Origin of the sequence: Streptococcus minor DSM 17118 (genome assembly GCF_000377005.1) — a bacterium.
GTDB classification, from domain to species: Bacteria; Bacillota; Bacilli; order Lactobacillales; family Streptococcaceae; genus Streptococcus; species Streptococcus minor.
Genome location: NZ_AQYB01000033.1, coordinates 132,877 through 152,763 on the forward strand (window position 1 = coordinate 132,877; position 19,887 = coordinate 152,763).

A 19,887-nucleotide genomic window follows, 5' to 3' on the forward strand; every position below is an offset into this window, starting at 1 on the left:
TAAAAGATAGTTATAGAGGGAGACGATGTATAGCGAGGATTCGAAAAAGAAATTATTTTATTTACTATCTGATATAATTGCTATGACCATTACGTACTGGACTCTAGCTATGTTTTATGATTATGATTTTTTCAATAGCAAATTTTTTTCTTTAGTATTCATTTTACTGATGACTACGGTTGGAATTATGTCTGATGAATATTCTGATATCACAGATAGAGGGTACCTTAAGGAAGCTAAAGGAGCTATCATTTATGGAATGAAAGCAATTGTTTTGTTTGCTTTCGTCTTGCTTGTTGGAAAATTTCGTTTTTTATCGGATATCGCGACAATTTCTTACGTTTTTATTATACAAATCTATTTACTATCCATTATACTTGTCTACTGTGGTCGACTTCTTGTAAAACAACTACTTAAAAATCAAAAACCTAGTAAAAAGAAAGTATTATTAGTAACTAATTTTGCAGATGATAGGAAACTCGAAAAATTACTAGTAAATGAACATTTTGACATTGTTGCATATTGTAGTAATTCTAAGTATTTCAATTTGCACATACCTGTCATTTCCGATATAGATGAGATTAGGGATTTTATTGCAAAAAATCAAGTTGATGAAATTTTTGTAGACACGGATATAAAATCAGATTTTGTTGAAACCATGCGCTATTTAAGAATACTTGGAATTCCAATTACCATAAATATTAATAGCTATTCTGATTACTATCTCGGAAAAAGTGTCATAAAAAGAATATCAGATTTCACTTTTGTGACATCTGCAATTACCATTGTAAAATTTAGACAAGTCGTTCTAAAAAGGATAATGGATATTTCTATTGCATTGATTGGACTTGTTTTAACTGGGATAGTAGCTATACTGATTAGATCAGTTGTCAAGAGACAGTCGCCTGGTCCACTATTATTTAAACAGAAACGTGTTGGTAAAAATGGTAAAATTTTTGAGATGTACAAGTTTCGAAGCATGTATATGGATGCTGAAGAACGAAAAAAAGAACTACTAGTACAAAATGAATTAGAAACAGAGTTGATGTTTAAAATGGAAAATGATCCTCGGATTTTTCCGTTTGGACAAAAGCTGAGAGACTGGTCGATTGATGAATTACCACAATTTTTGAATGTTCTTAAGGGGGATATGTCCGTGGTTGGGACTAGGCCGCCGACTCTTGAAGAATATCAACAATATGAACTTCATCATTTTAAACGATTAGCAACAAAACCTGGAATTACCGGATTATGGCAAGTAAGTGGACGCAGTAATATAAAAAATTTTGAAGAGGTTGTTTCATTAGATAATCAATACATCCAAAATTGGTCAATTGGTCAAGATATAAAGATAATTTTAAAAACTTTTGCGGTTGTTTTAAAAAGAGAAGGAAGTAGATAAGGTGGGAAAAAGAATTAAGACAGTCAGACAAAAATCAGTAAAATTAAATATCATCATGAATTTTATCCTGACGATGTCTAATTTTATTTTCCCATTGATTACATTTCCCTATGTTTCACGTGTGCTTTTACCCATTGGAACAGGAAAGGTTGCTTTTGCTACTTCAATTGTGTCTTATTTTTCTATGATTGGGATGTTAGGGATACCAACATACGGTATTCGAGCATGTGCAAAGGTTCGAGATAATCGCGATGAACTCTCTAAGACTGTTCAGGAAATAATGATTATCAATTCCATTGCGATGTCAATATCTTTGTTGCTCTATGTATTAGCCATCTTTCTAGTCCCTCGAATGGCTGAAGATAAGACATTATTTGTGATAAATATTGCTACCTTGGTATTTAATCTTATTGGATGTGAGTGGCTTTATAAAGCAATGGAACAATACACTTATATTACAATTCGTTCCATTATACTAAAACTAGTTTCACTAATTCTCATGTTTCTGATGGTTCATCAGAAAAGTGATTATGTCATTTATGGTGGCATTACCATTCTTGCAGGCGTTGGATCCAATCTGTTTAATTTTATAAACTTGAGAAAGTACCTCAATATGACTTGGTTCCCCAACATGAATTTAAGACAGCATATCAAGCCAATCTTTAGCTTCTTCATCATGACCATTGCAACCACAGTTTACACGAACTTGGACTCCGTCATGTTAGGATTTTTGAAGGGCGATGAAGCGGTAGGATATTATAATGCTGCTGTAAAAATAAAAACTATATTGGTCAGTCTTGTCACTTCCATGGGAGCTGTGTTATTGCCTAGACTGTCTTTCTACATTAAGGAAGGGCGAGAGAAAGAGTTTAAGCAGTTAACAATCAGGTCGCTTCAATTTGTCTGCTTTTTATCCGTTCCTTTGTGGGTCTTTTTTACTTTGTATGCTAAGGAAGGAGTCTATTTTTTATCAGGTGAAGCATATGCTGGCTCCATTGTTCCCATGCAAATTATAATGCCCACATTATTCTTCATTGGAATATCGAACTTGCTAGGTATTCAAATTTTAGTTCCAATGGATAGAGAGAAAGATGTTCTAAATTCAGTTTTGCTTGGTGCAGTTGTCAATTTAATGATTAATATCATCACCATTCCAAGTTTCGGAGCGACGGGTGCAGCCCTAGGAACTTTAATTGCAGAGTTGTTTGTGACAATTTATCAAGTATATGTACTTAGAAATTTTTTAAAAGAAATTGTTGGACAGGTTAAAGTTCAGAAAAATGTGCTTGCGACCATTGTCGCCTCTGCTTCATCTGTTGTGGTAACAGTATTTTTCACTAGAACATTATCTTTGTTCTTTACCCTAGTTGTTTCTACAAGTATCTTTGGGATTGTGTATTTAACAACGAGCATAGCCCTAAAAGAAGATTTTTCAATGTATTTAATTCATTTTGTTAAAAATAGGAGATAAACATGTCAAAGTATGATTATTTGGTAGTTGGTGCGGGACTCTTTGGTGCTATTTTTGCGCATGAGGCTGCCAAAAAAGGGAAAATGATTAAGGTCATTGAGAAGCGCGAACATATTGCAGGTAATGTATATACAAAAGAAGTTGAAGGAATTCAGGTGCATGAATACGGTGCACATATTTTTCATACTTCTGACAAAGAAATTTGGGAATATATTAATCAATTTGCAGAGTTCAATCGCTACACAAATTCTCCAGTTGCTAACTATAAGGGTGAGATTTACAATCTGCCTTTCAATATGAACACGTTTAATAAGTTATGGGGCGTGGTGACTCCAGCTGAAGCACAAGAAAAAATTGAAGCACAGCGCGCAGTTTTGAATGGTAAGGTACCTGAAAATTTGGAAGAACAGGCTATTTCATTAGTTGGGACAGATATTTATCAAAAATTGATTAAGGATTATACGGAAAAACAATGGGGCAAGAAGACAACTGAGTTACCGGCCTTTATCATCCGCCGACTCCCAGTACGTCTAACATACGATAACAATTACTTTAACGATACTTATCAAGGAATACCAATCGGAGGATATACCCAAATTGTTGAAAAAATGTTAGATCATGAAAATATAGATGTAGAGACAGGAACTGATTTTTTTCTCATAAGGAAGAATATCTTGCTAACTATCCTAAAATTGTCTTTACTGGGATGATTGATCAGTTTTTTGACTATCAGCTTGGTGAACTAGAATACCGTAGCCTTCGTTTTGAGACAGAGACCTTGGACATAGAAAACTACCAAGGAAATGCGGTTGTGAACTATACAGATGCTGACACACCTTATACGCGTATTATTGAGCATAAACATTTTGAATTTGGGACTCAACCCAAAACAATAATTACTAAGGAATATTCAAAAACATGGTCTAAAGGTGATGAGCCTTATTACCCAATTAATAATGAGCGCAACAATCATCTATACAAGAAATATAAGCAATTGGCAGAAGAACAAGGGAATGTTATCTTCGGTGGGCGACTTGGTCATTATCGCTATTATGATATGCACCAAGTCATTGCAGCAGCGTTGCAGTGTGTAAGAAATGAAGTGAAATAGAGGGGAGTTCATTGAAAAATATTAAGCTAATTATAGCAACACATAAGAAGTTTCAGATGCCCCGAAATAAGAAACTATATCTTCCTATTCAAGTAGGTAGTGAAGGAAAGGCCGAACTGGGGTATCAAACAGATAATACAGGAGAAAACATTTCGTTGCGAAACCCTTATTATAGTGAACTAACGGGTCTTTATTGGGCTTGGAAAAACCTAGATTGCGATTACCTTGGCCTAGTACACTATCGTCGCTATTTTTCAAAAAAAACACAAAGATTCACTGAAGGCTTAGACATTGACGATGTTATTCTGGATCAAAATGATATAGAACACTTATTAGAACAAGCAGAGGTTATTGTTCCTAAAAAAAGAAAATACTATATTGAAACTTTATATTCTCACTATGCACATACTCATGATAAACGGCATTTGGAGATAACTAGGACGATTCTAGCAGAGCAACAACCTGATTATCTAGATAGTTATGATGCAGTTATGCGTCAGCGTAGTGGCTACATGTTTAATATGTTTATTATGAGCAAACCTCTGTCTGATACATATTGTGAGTGGCTATTCCCTATCATTGATGAATTGTTTAATAGAATAGATGTTGATGGATATTCATCATTTGATGCTCGACTTTTTGGCCGAGTAAGTGAATGTCTGTTTAATGTTTGGTTGTCACATCAACAACTAAAAACAATAGAAGTACCATTCATGTATATGGAAAAGGTCAATTTTTTTAAAAAAGGGAAATCATTCCTTGAAGCAAAATTTCTTGGCAAAAAATATGGAAGCAGTTTTTAATACTCTGCTTCACTCTCTGGAGTATTATTGGGGTAATTATGATTTACTTAATAATGGCATCATGCCTGATTTTTACATTATTAAACTATAAAATTTCTGGTAATGATTTAATAAATCCATCAGTCGTCTTTCCTTTAATCTTTCTAGCACAGAGCATCATGTGTATTTTAGTAGGGAATTACCTTGATTTAACATTTCATCTTGAAACTTTTATTATTTTACTTTCATCTTGTTTTATTTTTACTGCTTTTACATTTTGGTATTATGCCAAAAGACAAAGAAATATTTTAAATGAATCTAAGAATATAAAAAAGTGTTCTAGAAAACTCAGATATATCAAACTACCTCAGATATTAACTATTGGTTTTATTATTATATTTCTTTTTATTCTAGTTTTAAAATATCGCTATCTAACACAGCTTTCTGCTGCCGTAGGACAAGCAGGAATACCTCTTTCTGATAGAATTTCATTGTACGATAATCTAGTAAAATTTAATCAAGTAAGGTATCAAGCAATAGGGCTGTTTTTACCAGGTTACCACAACTTGCTAAATATTTTAGCGGTAGCTTATGGCTATTTAACGACTTATATAGTTGTTAATAATTTTATTGTGTGCAAAAAGATAAGTTTTTCTCAAATTATCACCATTTTTCTTTTAATGTTGAATATGTATTTAGGCGGAAGTAGGTCGACTATCTTTAGGTTGATTACTTTTATAGCTGTATTGTATTATGTTTTAACATTAAGAAAGGGAAATAATTTTAAAATCAATAGGAGAATTCAAGGAAAGTTAATCTTTTGGGGATTTATCGTTTTGATTTTATTTATTGCAACCTTAGAAATATTTGGTAGATCAACAACTACTAATCTGTTTCATTATTTGTTTATCTATACAGGTGCTCCACTATATAATTTGGATGTCTTTATTCAAACACATAAGTTACCAATTAATCAACTCTATTTTGGACAACAAACATTCTTTGGTGCATATAATTTCATTTTACCAAGGATTGGATTACCAAGGTACTTCTTGGATTTACCTTTTGTAAGGTATAGCCTGGAATATGGATTAGGTAATGTGTATACAACCTTCTACCAATTTTTGTATGATTTTGGGTACTCGGGCATTGTACCTTTGATTTCAATCATTGCTTGGTATTATACTGGGACCTATACTAAAGTAAGAGAGACGATTTCGGAGTCAGCTGTAGACTACAGACTATTGATATTTGCTTTCTTGTTTAATGATTTGATAATGTTGTTCTTTTCAAATAGATTTTATGAAAGTGTACTTAATTTTTCAAATGTATTGATCTTTGCAACTATTTTCCTATTTTCATCGCTAATTTTTGAAAAATCAGTTACATTTAGCCGAGTTCGTATAAAAGTTTTGTAATAGTAGTTTTTGTTAAGTATAGTTTAAGGAGAGACAATGGGATTATCAACTGTATCACTTTTTAAAAAAATCAAATTTAGTGATGAAAAGTATATACGTTTAGAAGGTGATTTACTGAGAAGATATCAGCAATCGCTTCTAACAATTATGGAGGATATTGTTTCTGTTTGTGAAGAAGAAAACATCTACTATTCATTATCTGGTGGGAGTGCTCTTGGAGCAATTCGACATAAAGGGTTTATTCCTTGGGATGATGATATGGATATTTTTATTCTTGGGAGACAAAGAGAATTATTCTTGCAAAGCTTCGAAAAAAAGTTTGGGGATAGATACTGGATACATTCTGCTCATACCCATGGATACGGTATGGCGATTGGTCGTATTCGTAAAAAAGGAACTATTCTTCGAGGTAGAGAAGATATGGATACTGAAGAATCAGGTTTTTTTATTGATATTTTTTGGATTGAAAACGCTCCTGATTCTAAGATATTGAGATTTATTCATGGTACAATGTGCATGGGTGTGGGTCTCATGCTCTCATGTAGAAATTTCTATAAAAATAGGATTTTGATGCGTGAAATAATGAGGGAACATAGAGAAGTGCGAACGACATTCCGTATAAAAATATTTCTTGGTTTTCTTATTAGTTTTTTGTCATTAAAAAAGTCAACAGAGATTACAGAAGCAGTCTATTCTCTTTGTAAAAACAATGATACAAAATTTGTAACAGTTCCATCAGGTAGAAAACATTATTTTGGGGAACTATTTCATAGAAAAGATTTAACTTTTACAAGAAAAGCAGAGTTTGAAGGTTACAATTGGAATGTTCCTGTCAATGTTGAAAAATATTTGGAAATTATGTACGGTGATTACATGCAAATACCAAATGTTGAAGATAGGGAGTCCCATATTATTTTGGAAATTAAGTTCCCAGATTCTTAAAATTTAATGGGAGTAATTCACAATTATATTTATAGGAGAAATAAAAATTGGACGAAAAAATCCTGACAATATCAATTGCTGCATACAATGTGGAAAAGTATATTGGGAAAACATTAGAAAGTTTAGTTTCTGCAAAGAATATAGATAAATTGGAGATTTTTGTAATCGATGATGGCGGTCAGGATAGGACCTTAGAAATCGCAAAAGAATATCAAGAAAGATTTCCTCAAAGTGTTATTCCTGTACATAAGGAGAATGGAGGATATGGTAGCACTGTCAACTACAGTATGGAGCATGCCACTGGGAAATATTTTAAATTGCTGGATGGGGATGATTGGTTCGATACTCAAGCACTGGATACTTTCCTTGAAAAAATTGAAACCATTTCAAGTGATGTTCTCATTACCCCTTACAACAGATGTGTTGAGGGAGCAGGTGTTAAAACAATCTCATATGGAGATATGTTTCAACCAGGTGAGCATCAGTTAAATGAGCTGTATTTAAATCGTCCAATTGGTATGTGGGCTATGGCTTATAGAACTGAGGTTTTGAAGAAGTCTAAACTAGTCTTGCCTGAGAAAATATTTTATACGGATATTTATTATTCCACCATGCCCTTCTCAGAAGTTGATACGATTCAATTCTTAGACCTGCCACTTTACCAGTACCGCATTGGTCGTGATGGCCAGAGTGTCAGCAAAGAATCTCGGATTAAAAATATGGCTATGATGGTTTCGATTTGTAAGGATATCATTCAATTTGTATCAAACCAAAAAAACAATAATAACATTGCCTATTTGAATATGCGAGCCCTGACTATTTACAACGGCACTATTAAGACCTTTATGCTCTTACCGATAAATAGAAAAAATGCGACTGCCTTGAAAGAATTTGATGATTCAATAAAGGAGCTGTCACCGGATCTCTACCATCTTTTTGTCAAACATCCTACAGTTAAAAAGGTTGGGTTCTTTATTAACATGTGTCGAAAAACAAATTATTTTATCTACCCAATCATTAAATTGATTTACCCGAACGGAATTCCAACTTTTTAATTTGAAGGTTTTCCGACATTAAAGAAGCTTGGTAGAGCTGTAAGAAAAAGAAAGTATAAAAGTATGAAAGAAGCAGTAGTTATAGGCGGCAGTAATGGAATTGGTCTAGGAATTACAAATTCTTTGATTGAAAAAGGTTATTACGTCCATATTTTAGATATGCAAGTTCCTGATGAGGAATACCTGGTGGATAAAACCAAGTATCGTCACCAATATATTGATTTGATGGAGCTCAGATTATCAGAGCTTTCCCATTTAAAACAAAATCCCTCTGTGGATATTCTTGCTATTGCTGCCGGATTTGATCGAGTTGCGCATTTTGCCTCTCTCAGTTCCAAGGAAATTGAGTCCCTTCTTCAGGTCAATAGTCTGGCAACCATTCAGATTCTCCATTATTTTTATGATCGTATGGTGGCAGAAGAGTCCTTTAAAACTGCCGTTATGGTTTCAATTGCTGGCCATATCTCCTCTCCACTGTTTTCAGTCTATGGTGCTTCAAAGGCAGCTCTCCATTATCTAATCGAGAGTGTCAATGTTGAATTGGAGATGGTCGGCTCAACCAATCGCATTCTTGAAGTATCTCCAGATGAAGTATCTTCAGGTAAAATCCCGAGAATACGATACTATGGAGCGTCCCATACCGATATACATTTAGTTTATAAACTGGCCCAAGAAATCTTAAAGCACCTTGAACAAAATGAGACCCTCTTTATTCCTGAGTTTGAAGAAGTTTATCAATCTGTTCTTGAACGCTATCATGCAGATCCAGCACAGTTTGGACGAGAAAGCTACCGCTATCTGCAAAGCTCTGGGCGGGTGCTAGATGAGAAGAAAAAGATCGTTGTTGGTTACCTCTCAGGAACATTTGATCTCTTTCATATTGGGCATTTGAAGCTCCTAAAGCGAGCAAAACAACAATGTGACTATCTCATTGTCGGAGTTCATGCGGATGCCTCTCATAAAGGAAAAGAAACATTTATTTCCTTTGAAGAGAGGTTGGAAATTGTACGGGCTTGTAAGTATGTTGATCATGCAACTCAGTCTACTAAAGAAGATAGTGAGTCTTGGGAGAAATTCCATTTTGATAAATTATTTGTTGGAAGTGATTATAAAGGTACTGAACGGTTTAATCACTATGAAAAAGTCCTAGGTGAAAAAGGAGTAGAGATAGTCTATTTCCCATATACCAAAGGAACAAGCAGTAGTCAATTAAGAGAGATTTTAACTAGGAAATAATAACTATGACACATCAAAATCAAGAAAATTTAAGGATTATTCAAAAAAAAGGAATTGGGATTCTAAAGGAATTTATTAGGGTCTGTCAAGAACATGATTTAACCTATTTCATCATATCCGGCACTCTTTTGGGAGCTGTTCGTCATGGTGGTTTCATTCCTTGGGATGATGATATTGATATTGGAATGCCTAGATCTGATTATGATCGCCTAGCATCCTTGTTCCAAGATGAGTTTGAATTTCCCTACAAATTGGTAACTCATGAAAATACACCGAGTCATACGAAGGCTTTTATGAATGTCCAAGATAAGACAACAAAGATTGTATTTACTTATGGGCATGAAAAAACAGAGACCAGCGTTTGGTTAGATATTTTTCCAATTGATGGGATGCCTGGTAAAGGTCTCAAACGCTTTATTCATGAGAAACGATACTTGGTGAATCGGATGCTGGTACAACTTTCTCAGTTTAAGAAGATTGTGAACCAGAATAAGAAAAATCGACCGTTGATTGAGAGGGTTATTATTGGCTTGGCCAATCGGATTAATATCGAGTCAATGATTAACTACGAGCGTGCGCAGGCTCGCTATATCAAGACTCTTAAGAAGTATGATATGACAGAAGAATACGCAGGAACCTTACCAGGTATTTACAAGCTGGGTGAATTGGTTCGGTCAGATGTATTTGGAACTGGGGTCGTATTGGAATTTGAAGGAATTCAAGTCAATGCACCTGAAAAGTATCATGAGTTTCTTGTTTCCTTTTATGGCGAAAAGTATATGGAAATGCCACCGAAGGATAAGATTGTTTATCATCAATTTGATATTATCGACCTGGGTCAATAGGCGATTTTTGTACTCTTGCACTTCCAACTAAATAGGAAATGCCTAATTGAAAGGCGCAAAACTGCGATCTGACAGTATGCAAGTGGTCTAATAAAAGTATTTTAAAAATAAAAGTCTACGGAAGATAGCTGTAGGCTTTGTATATTTAGGAGATTGGTTATAATGGTAGGAAGAAAGAAAGAACGAATAGAGTGGATTGATTTTGGTAAGGGATTGACAGTGTTATTGGTAGTAATCGGCCATGTAATATTAGGGTTATTTGAATCTAATCAATTTCCTCAAGACAGTCATCAACTCTTGTTCTTTACACAAATTTTCTATTTGTTTCATATACCAGTGTTTTTTGCCCTTTCTGGTTATTTTTTCAAACCAGTAGAAAATATAGTTCAATACAAGGATTATCTCTTCCAAAAAATAATCACTTTAGGCATTCCGTATTTATTTTACTCCATCATACAATTTTCGCTTCAAACCTTGGGTGGATCAGCTGTACGTGATGCGGCTAAACTGAGTGACCTACTCAATATTTACCAAAAACCATTTGGAGTATCATGGTACCTATATACTCTCTGGTGGATTTACATCGTATTTGGATTTATTAGTATTAAGGTCAAAAGTCAACATACATTACTGGTCATTTCATTTGTTGGTTTCCTTCTAGCATTATTCATGCCTTTTGATAGTTATATTTTACAAAAATTATCACTTTGGTCCCTGTTCTTTATCCTTGGCTATTATTTGAAGCAAAGTCAGTTAGATAAACACCTCAAAACCTATTGGTTACAATATAGTTTTGCAACATTATTTTTCATTATAGTCTTTCTAATTTTTTGGAACGATTCGAATCCTGTACATTACATCTCATATACTAGACCAGATTTTTGGGGTGTGATATTTATAGTTTCGGTATTTCTGGCTTTTGCAATTTACCCAAGATTAAGTGCCTGTAAGCTTTTAGGGAACTATTTTACAACAATTGGTAAAGACAGTATCATCGTTTATTTATTACACGGTCCTATCGTATCTATATCGAGGATTATTCTTTTAAAACTAAATGTATATAGTACCTTGTTACACATTATAGTGGGGGTAGCTCTAGGTTGGTTTGGTAGCGTACTCGCAATCTGCATTTTCAAGAGGATACCGTATATTGATTTTGTATTCTATCCTATGAAATATATCAAACTAAACAAAAATAAGCAGATGTAGATAAATACGCAGAAACGGCTTCCTCTACGCTCTTGTATGTTTGGAGGTGGTCAAAGAAGTTTTTCGCTTAACCATCCCTCCCTTGACCTCTCCTCTTTTTTAGGCTATAATTCAGGTAAGTAGTACCTTTAACGAAGTCCTGTGAGGCTGGCAAGGTGGATGGTCTGTGGACTGGATTAAAGTGAGAAGTGTGCAGGAAGACCTTGTCTTCTTGAAGGTTGGGATTTATTTGAACTCTACCCTTTTCATGAGCCTTGCCCTTGGGGTGAGGTTCTTTTTTATGGAAGGAAAGATTATGCAAGCAAAGTGTCACGAAAAGCCGCAGTTACTAAAAGAAGATTTGCTAATTATCAGTCAGCGGGAAATTGCACCTAAGATTTTTGAGATGGTTTTGGCAGGCGAGATGGTGAGGGATATGGAAGTAGGGCAATTTCTTCATCTGCGTGTGCCAGACCCAAGCAAGCTTTTACGTCGGCCTATTTCTATTTCGGAAATAAATAAAGAACAGGAGCAGGTGACGATTGTATACCGTGTAGAAAGGGCTGGAACGGCCATTTTGTCCACACTTGTTGCAGGGGATAGGGTGGATACCATGGGGCCTCAAGGAAATGGGTTTGATCTGTCTTTTCTGGAGTCGGGGCAGCGGGTTCTCTTGATTGGTGGTGGTATTGGAGTTCCTCCTCTAGTTGAGACCGCTAAGCAGCTTCATGCGAAGGGGCTGAGCGTTACCTCTGTTATCGGTTTTGCGACCAAGGATGCGGTTATTTTGGAGGAAAAGTTGCGCTCCTATGGTGATGTCTATGTGACCACAGATGATGGCTCCTATGGGCAAAAAGGCTATGTTTCAACGGTTATTGAGGGATTGAACTGGTATCCAGATGCCATCTATGCATGTGGAGCTCCTGGTATGCTAAAGTATATAGATCTTAAATTTGAAGATCATCCTCATGCTTACCTTTCCATGGAGTCGCGTATGGCCTGCGGTATGGGAGCATGTTATGCTTGTGTCGTACCTTTACGCAATCAGGGTCAAGCTGCCAATCAGCGAGTCTGCGAGGACGGTCCTGTATTTGCAACAGGTAGCATCATCTTATAAGGAGGTGGATGATGATAAAAAATCGCTTAGCCATCAAATTACCAGGTTTGGAACTGAAAAATCCTATTATTCCAGCCTCTGGGTGCTTTGGTTTTGGGCAAGAATATGCCAAGTACTATGACTTAAACAAGTTGGGCTCTATCATGATTAAGGCTACCACGCAACATGCTCGCTTTGGTAATCCGACACCACGGGTAGCTGAGACGCCTTCAGGTATGCTCAATGCCATTGGTTTACAGAATCCTGGTGTTGATGCAGTTCTGGCAGACAAATTGACTTGGCTTCAGAAGCATTATCCAGAATTGCCCATTATTGCCAATGTAGCTGGTTTTTCGAATGATGAGTATGCTTATGTGTCTGAGAAGATTTCTCAGGCACCAAATGTCAAGGCTATTGAACTAAACATCTCTTGCCCCAATGTAGATCATGGAAATGCAGGACTCTTGATTGGCCAAGTGCCGGAGTTAGCCTATGCAGCGGTAAAAGCTAGTGTAGAAAACTCAGCTGTTCCGGTCTATGTCAAATTGACTCCCAGTGTGGCTGATATCACTACAGTTGCTAAGGCTGTGGAAGAAGCAGGTGCCAAGGGCTTTACGATGATTAATACCTTGGTTGGTACTCGCTATGATTTGGCGACTCGAAAGCCGATTATTGCAAATGGTCAAGGTGGTATGTCTGGGCCAGCCATCTTTCCGGTTGCCCTCAAGCTTATCCGTCAGGTGGCGTTGGCTTCTGATTTGCCCATTATCGGGATGGGTGGAGTTGATTCGGCGGAAGCAGCTATTGAGATGATGATTGCTGGAGCTTCAGCGATCGGTGTGGGTACAGCTAATTTTACAGATCCGTATGCTTGTCCAACCATTATTGAACATTTACCATCTGTCATGGACAGGTATGGCATTGTAGATTTGGAGACCTTGCGTCGTAAGGTCAGGGATTCTCTTAGAAAGTAGGAATCTATGGTATTTGCAAAAGAAGAGCAAGCCTATGATTTGCTTAAAAAGCTAGATATTTCGTACGAGCGATTGGATCATCGGGCCATCACTTCAGTTCAAGATTTGGATTTTACGCTTCCTGGCCAGCAGGTTAAAAATCTGGTTTTAAAAACAAAGAAAAGCAGACACTTTTACATGGTTATTCTCCACGATGAAAAACAGGCCAATATAGCTGATTTAGCAGAGCGCTTAGGAGAGAAGCGTTTGTCTTTCGCCAGTGATGAGCAATTAGAGGAGCTTCTCCATGTTCCTGCAGGTACCGTGACACCTTTTGGATTGATGTTTGATAAGGATAAAAGGATTCAGGTGGTTGTGGATGAGGATGTAGATCGCTCTTTGACAGTTGGTTTTCATCCCTTTATCAATTCCACCACTCTCAACATCGCTTATTCTGATTTTGAAAAAATGATGGATTATTTAGATCATACGATTAGGATTGTAGCTTGTTAGGATGGGGGAAATCTATTCGGTATTTTACGAGTCTGGGTCATAAGAAAGACTTGTTGCAATTACTCTAACCCTTTGTTTTACCTTGACATTGGAGGGACATCTTGTTACAATGGTGGTAATCAAATAACCTTTAATCATGTCCAGAGAGGCATCAAAGGTCTACAGGAAAAAGGGTGCAGTGTACCCAAATTTTGTGTAGCCTTGCCTTTTTGGTGGGGCTTTTCTGTGTGTCTTGAGGATTGACATTCCAAAGCAGAGTAGCTGTTTAGAGAAATTGATGCAGTTTGAACGTGGAGAAGCATGTTCGTTAGTTGTCGTAATGTAAATTGAAAGTCTGAAAGGAAAAATATGAGAGAAACTCGTCCTATTATTGCCCTTGATTTTCCATCCTTTGATCAGGTTAAGTCTTTTCTGGCTCGTTTCCCATCGGATGAAAAACTCTATGTCAAGATTGGTATGGAGCTCTATTATGCAGTAGGTCCTGAGATTGTTCGTTATGTCAAATCTCTAGGGCATTCGGTTTTTCTGGACTTGAAGCTCCACGATATTCCCAATACGGTCCGGTCAGCTATGGCAGCTTTAGCCAGAATGGGAGTAGATATGACAAATGTTCATGCGGCTGGTGGAGTCGAGATGATGAAGGCTGCTAGAGATGGTTTGGGAGCTGAAACCAAACTCATTGCGGTCACCCAGTTGACTTCCACATCTGAGGAACAAATGAAGGAATTTCAAAATATCCAAACCAGTCTGGTAGAATCTGTTGTTCATTATGCTCAAAAGACTGCCGAGGCAGGTTTAGATGGAGTTGTCTGTTCCGCTCAGGAAGTAGAATTGATAAAAAAAGCCACACCTGCAGATTTTGTCTGTTTGACACCAGGCATCCGTCCGAGTGGAGCAGAGGTTGGAGATCAAAAGCGTGTCATGACTCCATCAGCAGCCCGTGCGATTGGTAGTGATTATATCGTAGTGGGGAGACCCATTACACAAGCTCATGACCCTGTTCAAGCCTATCGAGATATTAAAGATGAATGGAATCGTTAGATGAAGTTTTTGGTTCACAGAGTGGAGATATAGGAGGTATTTATGGGAAAGGTTATTTCAAAAGACATATTCTTAGATGGTTTTACCTATCGTTATTGATGATGGAAAGACAGAACATTTTACAAAAAATGTTCTATTTAAAGGTTACAAAGGAAACAAGGGTTCGCGGATGGAACCTGCCCTTTTTGGGGGCTATAAGGTCGTTCGTTATGATGGCCATAGAGAAAGTGCACGGATTTAATTTTTAGAATGAAAGTAGGAAGATAAGATGACATTAGCTACACAAATCGCATCACACCTTTTAGACATCAAGGCTGTTTATTTGCAACCTGAAAATCCATTTACTTGGGCATCTGGTATTCAATCACCAATTTATACAGACAATCGGATAACCCTTTCTTATCCAGATACTAGAACTTTGATTGAAGATGGTTTTGTGACAAAAATCAAGGAAGAATTTCCAGATGTGGAGGTGGTTGCGGGTACAGCGACAGCGGGCATCCCACATGGCGCTATTATTGCAGACCGTATGAATCTGCCTTTTGCCTATATTCGTAGTAAACCAAAAGACCATGGTGCAGGCAATCAAGTAGAGGGACGTATTGTTAAGGGCCAGAAAATGGTGGTTATCGAGGATTTAATCTCTACTGGTGGTTCAGTTCTGGATGCAGTTGCTGCAGCCGAACGTGAAGGAGCGGAAGTACTGGGTGTAGTGGCTATTTTCACATACGAACTCCCAAAGGCTACTAAAAATTTTAGTGATGCAGGAGTAAAATTGGTAACTCTGTCCAACTATAGCGAACTCATCAAGGTTGCCAAGGTGCAGGGCTATATCAATGCAGATGGTCTACAACTCCTAAAAAAATTTAAGGAAAACCAGGAAACTTGGCAAGATTAAAGAAGAGAAGGGTTCTCCCTTCTTATTTCATATCAATAAGAGTAAGTTCTGTCTGTCACTACAGTGTAGAACTGACGAATTGTCTTAAGAGGTTCTAGCTTTTTTTCTCCGCTATATTACCAGTGCTTATAATCGACCACTTGTCATTCGTAGCCAGTGTTACTGCGCCTTTACTACTTAACGGGACAGTAGATATTGGTTGTGTTTTTTGATATAGTAATAGTAGTAATTGGTCTAGAATGACCAGAGAAAAAGTATTTTAATACAGATGATGAGAAGGAGATTTCATGCAACACTCAGCCTGGCATGATGCTATCAAGACCTATTTACCTGAGAACTATTATGGAAACATCAAGGCTTTTTTGGGTCAGGTTTACCAGCAAGGGACAGTTTATCCACCACAGGATAAGGTTTTTGCCGCCTTACAGAAAACCAATTTAGAGAATGTACGTGTAGTTATTTTGGGGCAAGATCCCTATCATGGTCCCAAACAGGCTCAAGGGCTGTCTTTTTCAGTTCCAAATGACCTACCAGCTCCGCCTTCACTGCAAAATATTCTCAAAGAGTTGGCAGATGATGTCGGACCACGCAATCACCACGATTTAACCTCTTGGGCTGAGCAAGGTGTTCTTCTGCTCAATGCCTGTTTGACGGTCCCTGCAGGCCAAGCAAATGGTCACGCAGGTATGATTTGGGAGCCTTTTACAGATGCGATTATCCGCTTGGTGAATGACCTTGATAGGCCAGTTGTTTTTATTCTCTGGGGTGGCTATGCACGCAGAAAAAAAGTTTTGATTACAAACAAACACCACTTGATAATTGAGTCTCCCCATCCTAGTCCTTTGTCCTCCTATCGTGGCTTTTTCGGAAGCAAACCATTTTCAAGAACAAATGATTTTTTGCTGAAACATCAAGAAGCTCCTATTGATTGGTTGAAATGAGGTGTCCATGGTAAAATTAGCAACGATTTGTTATGTGGATAATGGTAAGGAATGGCTGATGCTCCACCGCAATAAAAAACCGAATGATGTCCATGCAGGAAAATGGATTGGAGTCGGTGGTAAGCTAGAAGCGGGAGAAACACCAGAGGACTGTGCTATCCGAGAAATCAAAGAAGAAACAGGTTTGACAGTTAAGGAGTTGAAATTAAAAGGCATCATCACCTTTCCAGAATTTACTCCTGATAATGACTGGTACACCTATGTTTTCAAGATTACAGACTTCGAGGGAGACCTCATTGATTGTAAAGAAGGAACCTTGGAGTGGGTACCTTACGAAGAGATTCCCAACAAACCGACCTGGGAGGGGGATTATACTTTTATGAAATGGCTACTGGAAGACAAACCATTCTTTTCAGCTAAGTTTAGTTATCAGAAAGATAGACTGGTTGAGTCCAGTGTCAGATTTTATGAATAGGAGACTAATATGCAGGTTAACATCACAGATTTGCAGGAATATTTAGCACAGCACTATGCGATTCACTCCAATGGTGTAGAAACGAGTCTCTTTATGAAATTAGTAGAAGAGGTCGGTGAAGTGGCTGAAGTACTGAATCAGCGTTCCGGCCGAAAAGCTCAAGATAAGGATGATTTAGATCAAGAGCTAGCAACGGAAATTGCAGATATCATCCATTATGCAGTGGCTTTAGCAGCTATCAACGGTTTAAATCTAACGGAGACTATTCTCGAAAAAGACAAGCGCGCTTCTATCAAGTACAATCATACGATGAACTTAGCTGATTTTATTCAAAATAAGCTTCAATAACCAGTATAATCGGAAAAAGTGTAAAGGAGAAATACATGCTCATCATCAAAAACGGTCGTGTTATCGACCCACAATCACAATTCGATCAAGTGGCAGATGTGTTACTAAAAGATGATCAGATTCTGCAAATCGGGCAAGGTATCGAAGTTCCCGATGCTCAGGTTATTGATGCAACTGGCTTGGTTGTAGCACCTGGTCTGGTTGATGTTCATGTTCATTTTCGTGAGCCTGGTCAGACCCACAAGGAAGATATCCATACGGGTTCTCTGGCAGCTGCAGCAGGTGGAGTAACTTCAGTGGTTATGATGGCTAACACCACACCGACTATTTCGACAGTTGAAACCCTCAAGGAAGTTCTGACTTCAGCTGCTAAGGAAGATATCCATGTTCATACTGTGGCGACTATCACCAACGAATTTGATGGGGAAAATCTCACTGATTTTGAAGGACTATTAGCAAATGGAGCTGTTGCTTTTTCGGATGATGGTATTCCTTTGACCAATGCGGGTGTCCTACGGGATGCTATGCAATTGGCTAAGAAACACGATGTACTGCTCAGTCTCCATGAGGAAGATCCAAATCTGAATGGTGTTCTGGGATTGAATGAGCAAGTAGCGAAAAAACATTTTCATATTTGTGGGGCAACTGGAGTAGCCGAATACAGCATGGTGGCGCGTGATGTGATGATTGCCTATGAAACAGGAGCCAAAGTCCACATCCAACATCTTTCCAAGGCTGAGTCTGTGAAGGTAGTAGAATTTGCCCAAAATTTAGGTGCTAGGGTGACAGCAGAGGCAGCTCCTCAGCATTTTTCGAGGACAGAAGACTTGCTCTTAACCAAAGGTGCCAATGCAAAAATGAACCCACCTCTGCGTCTGGAATCAGACCGCTTAGTTGTCATCGAAGGTCTCAAATCTGGTGTTATCTCAGTTATTGCTACTGATCATGCGCCGCATCATGTAGATGAAAAAAATGTGGCTGATGTGACCAAAGCACCATCCGGAATGACGGGATTGGAAACCTCGCTCTCACTGGGACTGACCTATTTAGTTGAACCTGGTCACCTGACACTTTCGCAACTTTTGGAAAAAATGACCATCAATCCAGCCAAGCTTTATGGCCTGAATGCTGGTTATCTGGTTGAAAAAGGACCTGCTGATTTGGTTATTTTTGATCCAGATGCAGACCGTACGGTATCGGCTAACTTTGCTTCTAAGGCAAGCAATTCACCTTTCATCGGGGACCAGCTCAAAGGCCAGGTTAAATACACTATTTGCCAAGGCAGGGTAGTTTATCAAGTCAATGAAACAAAAAAATAAGGAACTCTTGAGAGTTCCTTATTTTTTTATGGGTGATTGTTTTGTTAGGTTCAGTCCGAAAGGTACTAGGTTTTCTGTTTTTTGCTGAATACGAATAATATTTTCCCGATGACGTAATATTACAAATGCCCCTAGGAAAACAATGATAACTGTGAAGAGAAAATCATATTCTGGCAAAATAAAGTGGAAGGCTGGGAAGACGATAACGGTGATGATAGCAAAACCAGCTGAGACGACACTAGATAGAGAAACCATAGAACTTAAGTAGAGAGTGATAGAGAAAATAGCTAATAAAAAGAGACAGTAGACTGGTGAAAAGCCCATGAGCATACCAGCTGAAGTAGCTACTGCCTTGCCACCTTTGAAGCCTGCAAAGAGTGGAAAGGTATGGCCAAGAACGGCTACCAAACCAAAGACAATAGGCGACCATCCATTAGCGTGAAAAACAATGGGTAGCCAAACAGCCAAGGTTCCTTTGAGGAAATCAATAGCAAAGACAAGGATGCCAGCGCTAGGACCTAAAATCCGAAAGGTGTTAGTTGTTCCTGTATTTCCGGAGCCATAATCTCGTAAGTTTTTCTTGAAAAAGACCTGGCCAATCCAGAGGCCAGATGGGATAGAACCCAGTAAATAAGCAATGATTAAAAATAAAAAATTCATGACCATTTTTCTATTATACCACATAGAAGGGAAATGCAACATACGTTGCAGGAAAATAGTTATTGTAGATTGATACATCCGATAGAAATAGCTTGATAGCCGTTGATTTCAATTATCAAAATTAAGTAGACAAAGCCTTTATTTATAGCGTTTATTGTGTTTTTTTGGTAAGATAGTAAGGATGAAAAATTTG

The 19,887-nt window shown here is 37.6% G+C and carries 20 protein-coding genes and 1 pseudogene; 20 read left to right on the forward strand and 1 reads right to left on the reverse strand.

What is annotated here, in order from left to right; genetic code table 11:
• The first annotated feature begins 25 nt into the window (after positions 1–25).
• The 20 genes and pseudogenes from F602_RS0106970 to F602_RS0107065 all read left to right on the forward strand — a co-directional run bounded on the left by F602_RS0106970 (position 26) and on the right by F602_RS0107065 (position 19,034).
• Positions 26–1,402, forward strand: coding sequence for a sugar transferase (locus F602_RS0106970; protein ID WP_018167252.1), 1,377 nt, complete (start codon positions 26–28; stop codon positions 1,400–1,402).
• Positions 1,403–1,457: 55 nt separating this feature from the next.
• The gene (locus tag F602_RS0106975; RefSeq protein WP_051070668.1) at positions 1,458–2,873 is read left to right on the forward strand and encodes a flippase; all 1,416 of its coding nucleotides are present in this window, start codon (positions 1,458–1,460) and stop codon (positions 2,871–2,873) included.
• Positions 2,874–2,875: 2 nt separating this feature from the next.
• Positions 2,876–3,984: pseudogene (glf, locus tag F602_RS10435) on the forward strand (UDP-galactopyranose mutase).
• Between the two features lie 11 nt (positions 3,985–3,995).
• Positions 3,996–4,787, forward strand: a complete 792-nt coding sequence (locus tag F602_RS0106985; RefSeq protein ID WP_018167254.1) for a DUF4422 domain-containing protein — start codon at positions 3,996–3,998, stop codon at positions 4,785–4,787.
• Positions 4,788–4,825: 38 nt separating this feature from the next.
• Positions 4,826–6,184 carry an O-antigen polymerase gene (locus F602_RS10440; protein ID WP_018167255.1) on the forward strand — a complete coding sequence of 453 codons (1,359 nt, stop codon included), beginning with the start codon at positions 4,826–4,828 and terminating at the stop codon, positions 6,182–6,184.
• A 36-nt stretch (positions 6,185–6,220) separates the two neighbouring features.
• Positions 6,221–7,126, forward strand: coding sequence for a LicD family protein (locus F602_RS0106995; RefSeq protein ID WP_018167256.1), 906 nt, complete (start codon positions 6,221–6,223; stop codon positions 7,124–7,126).
• Between the two features lie 47 nt (positions 7,127–7,173).
• Entirely contained in the window at positions 7,174–8,181 is a 1,008-nt protein-coding gene (locus tag F602_RS0107000) for a glycosyltransferase family 2 protein (protein ID WP_018167257.1), read from the forward strand.
• A 63-nt stretch (positions 8,182–8,244) separates the two neighbouring features.
• Positions 8,245–9,417 (forward strand): SDR family NAD(P)-dependent oxidoreductase, encoded by a 1,173-nt coding sequence (locus tag F602_RS0107005; protein ID WP_018167258.1) that lies wholly within the window; start codon positions 8,245–8,247, stop codon positions 9,415–9,417.
• Positions 9,418–9,422: 5 nt separating this feature from the next.
• Entirely contained in the window at positions 9,423–10,262 is an 840-nt protein-coding gene (locus F602_RS0107010; RefSeq protein ID WP_018167259.1) for a LicD family protein, read from the forward strand.
• Between the two features lie 162 nt (positions 10,263–10,424).
• Positions 10,425–11,471, forward strand: a complete 1,047-nt coding sequence (locus F602_RS0107015; protein WP_018167260.1) for an acyltransferase family protein — start codon at positions 10,425–10,427, stop codon at positions 11,469–11,471.
• Between the two features lie 295 nt (positions 11,472–11,766).
• On the forward strand, positions 11,767–12,567 hold the full coding sequence (locus tag F602_RS0107020) for a dihydroorotate dehydrogenase electron transfer subunit (RefSeq protein ID WP_026183354.1): 801 nt from the start codon (positions 11,767–11,769) through the stop codon (positions 12,565–12,567).
• Between the two features lie 11 nt (positions 12,568–12,578).
• Positions 12,579–13,520, forward strand: a complete 942-nt coding sequence (locus F602_RS0107025) for a dihydroorotate dehydrogenase (protein ID WP_018167262.1) — start codon at positions 12,579–12,581, stop codon at positions 13,518–13,520.
• 6 nt (positions 13,521–13,526) lie between these two features.
• The gene (locus F602_RS0107030) at positions 13,527–14,012 is read left to right on the forward strand and encodes a YbaK/EbsC family protein (protein WP_018167263.1); all 486 of its coding nucleotides are present in this window, start codon (positions 13,527–13,529) and stop codon (positions 14,010–14,012) included.
• Positions 14,013–14,360: 348 nt separating this feature from the next.
• Positions 14,361–15,053, forward strand: coding sequence for an orotidine-5'-phosphate decarboxylase (pyrF, locus tag F602_RS0107035; protein WP_018167264.1), 693 nt, complete (start codon positions 14,361–14,363; stop codon positions 15,051–15,053).
• Between the two features lie 76 nt (positions 15,054–15,129).
• Entirely contained in the window at positions 15,130–15,294 is a 165-nt protein-coding gene (locus F602_RS10925; RefSeq protein ID WP_018167265.1) for a hypothetical protein, read from the forward strand.
• 27 nt (positions 15,295–15,321) lie between these two features.
• A complete protein-coding gene (gene pyrE / locus F602_RS0107045) occupies positions 15,322–15,951 on the forward strand; it encodes an orotate phosphoribosyltransferase (RefSeq protein ID WP_018167266.1) in 630 nt (209 codons plus the stop codon).
• Positions 15,952–16,238: 287 nt separating this feature from the next.
• On the forward strand, positions 16,239–16,892 hold the full coding sequence (locus tag F602_RS0107050; RefSeq protein ID WP_018167267.1) for a uracil-DNA glycosylase: 654 nt from the start codon (positions 16,239–16,241) through the stop codon (positions 16,890–16,892).
• Positions 16,893–16,899: 7 nt separating this feature from the next.
• Positions 16,900–17,367 carry an NUDIX hydrolase gene (locus F602_RS0107055; protein ID WP_018167268.1) on the forward strand — a complete coding sequence of 156 codons (468 nt, stop codon included), beginning with the start codon at positions 16,900–16,902 and terminating at the stop codon, positions 17,365–17,367.
• A 9-nt stretch (positions 17,368–17,376) separates the two neighbouring features.
• Positions 17,377–17,715: a MazG nucleotide pyrophosphohydrolase domain-containing protein gene (locus tag F602_RS0107060; RefSeq protein WP_018167269.1), complete on the forward strand. Its 339-nt coding sequence runs from the start codon at positions 17,377–17,379 to the stop codon at positions 17,713–17,715.
• Positions 17,716–17,750: 35 nt separating this feature from the next.
• A complete protein-coding gene (locus F602_RS0107065) occupies positions 17,751–19,034 on the forward strand; it encodes a dihydroorotase (RefSeq protein WP_018167270.1) in 1,284 nt (427 codons plus the stop codon).
• A gap of 18 nt (positions 19,035–19,052) precedes the next feature.
• On the opposite strand, the gene plsY is transcribed toward F602_RS0107065, so the two are convergent.
• On the reverse strand, positions 19,053–19,694 hold the full coding sequence (gene plsY, locus F602_RS0107070; protein ID WP_018167271.1) for a glycerol-3-phosphate 1-O-acyltransferase PlsY: 642 nt from the start codon (positions 19,692–19,694) through the stop codon (positions 19,053–19,055).
• Positions 19,695–19,887: the final 193 nt, after the last annotated feature.

What these genes read in the sequence shown, in the direction of transcription:
- pyrE (WP_018167266.1), top strand. Translation starts at nt 15,322, where the DNA reads ATGACATTAGCTACACAAATCGCATCACACCTTTTAGACATCAAGGCT.
- plsY (WP_018167271.1), bottom strand. Translation starts at nt 19,694, where the DNA reads ATGAATTTTTTATTTTTAATCATTGCTTATTTACTGGGTTCTATCCCA.
- F602_RS0107015 (WP_018167260.1), top strand. Translation starts at nt 10,425, where the DNA reads ATGGTAGGAAGAAAGAAAGAACGAATAGAGTGGATTGATTTTGGTAAG.
- F602_RS10925 (WP_018167265.1), top strand. Translation starts at nt 15,130, where the DNA reads ATGGTTTTACCTATCGTTATTGATGATGGAAAGACAGAACATTTTACA.
- F602_RS0107050 (WP_018167267.1), top strand. Translation starts at nt 16,239, where the DNA reads ATGCAACACTCAGCCTGGCATGATGCTATCAAGACCTATTTACCTGAG.
- F602_RS0107020 (WP_026183354.1), top strand. Translation starts at nt 11,767, where the DNA reads ATGCAAGCAAAGTGTCACGAAAAGCCGCAGTTACTAAAAGAAGATTTG.
- F602_RS0107065 (WP_018167270.1), top strand. Translation starts at nt 17,751, where the DNA reads ATGCTCATCATCAAAAACGGTCGTGTTATCGACCCACAATCACAATTC.
- F602_RS0107060 (WP_018167269.1), top strand. Translation starts at nt 17,377, where the DNA reads ATGCAGGTTAACATCACAGATTTGCAGGAATATTTAGCACAGCACTAT.
- F602_RS0106970 (WP_018167252.1), top strand. Translation starts at nt 26, where the DNA reads ATGTATAGCGAGGATTCGAAAAAGAAATTATTTTATTTACTATCTGAT.
- F602_RS0107010 (WP_018167259.1), top strand. Translation starts at nt 9,423, where the DNA reads ATGACACATCAAAATCAAGAAAATTTAAGGATTATTCAAAAAAAAGGA.
- F602_RS0107030 (WP_018167263.1), top strand. Translation starts at nt 13,527, where the DNA reads ATGGTATTTGCAAAAGAAGAGCAAGCCTATGATTTGCTTAAAAAGCTA.
- F602_RS0106975 (WP_051070668.1), top strand. Translation starts at nt 1,458, where the DNA reads ATGAATTTTATCCTGACGATGTCTAATTTTATTTTCCCATTGATTACA.
- F602_RS0107055 (WP_018167268.1), top strand. Translation starts at nt 16,900, where the DNA reads ATGGTAAAATTAGCAACGATTTGTTATGTGGATAATGGTAAGGAATGG.
- F602_RS10440 (WP_018167255.1), top strand. Translation starts at nt 4,826, where the DNA reads ATGATTTACTTAATAATGGCATCATGCCTGATTTTTACATTATTAAAC.
- pyrF (WP_018167264.1), top strand. Translation starts at nt 14,361, where the DNA reads ATGAGAGAAACTCGTCCTATTATTGCCCTTGATTTTCCATCCTTTGAT.
- F602_RS0107005 (WP_018167258.1), top strand. Translation starts at nt 8,245, where the DNA reads ATGAAAGAAGCAGTAGTTATAGGCGGCAGTAATGGAATTGGTCTAGGA.
- F602_RS0106995 (WP_018167256.1), top strand. Translation starts at nt 6,221, where the DNA reads ATGGGATTATCAACTGTATCACTTTTTAAAAAAATCAAATTTAGTGAT.
- F602_RS0107025 (WP_018167262.1), top strand. Translation starts at nt 12,579, where the DNA reads ATGATAAAAAATCGCTTAGCCATCAAATTACCAGGTTTGGAACTGAAA.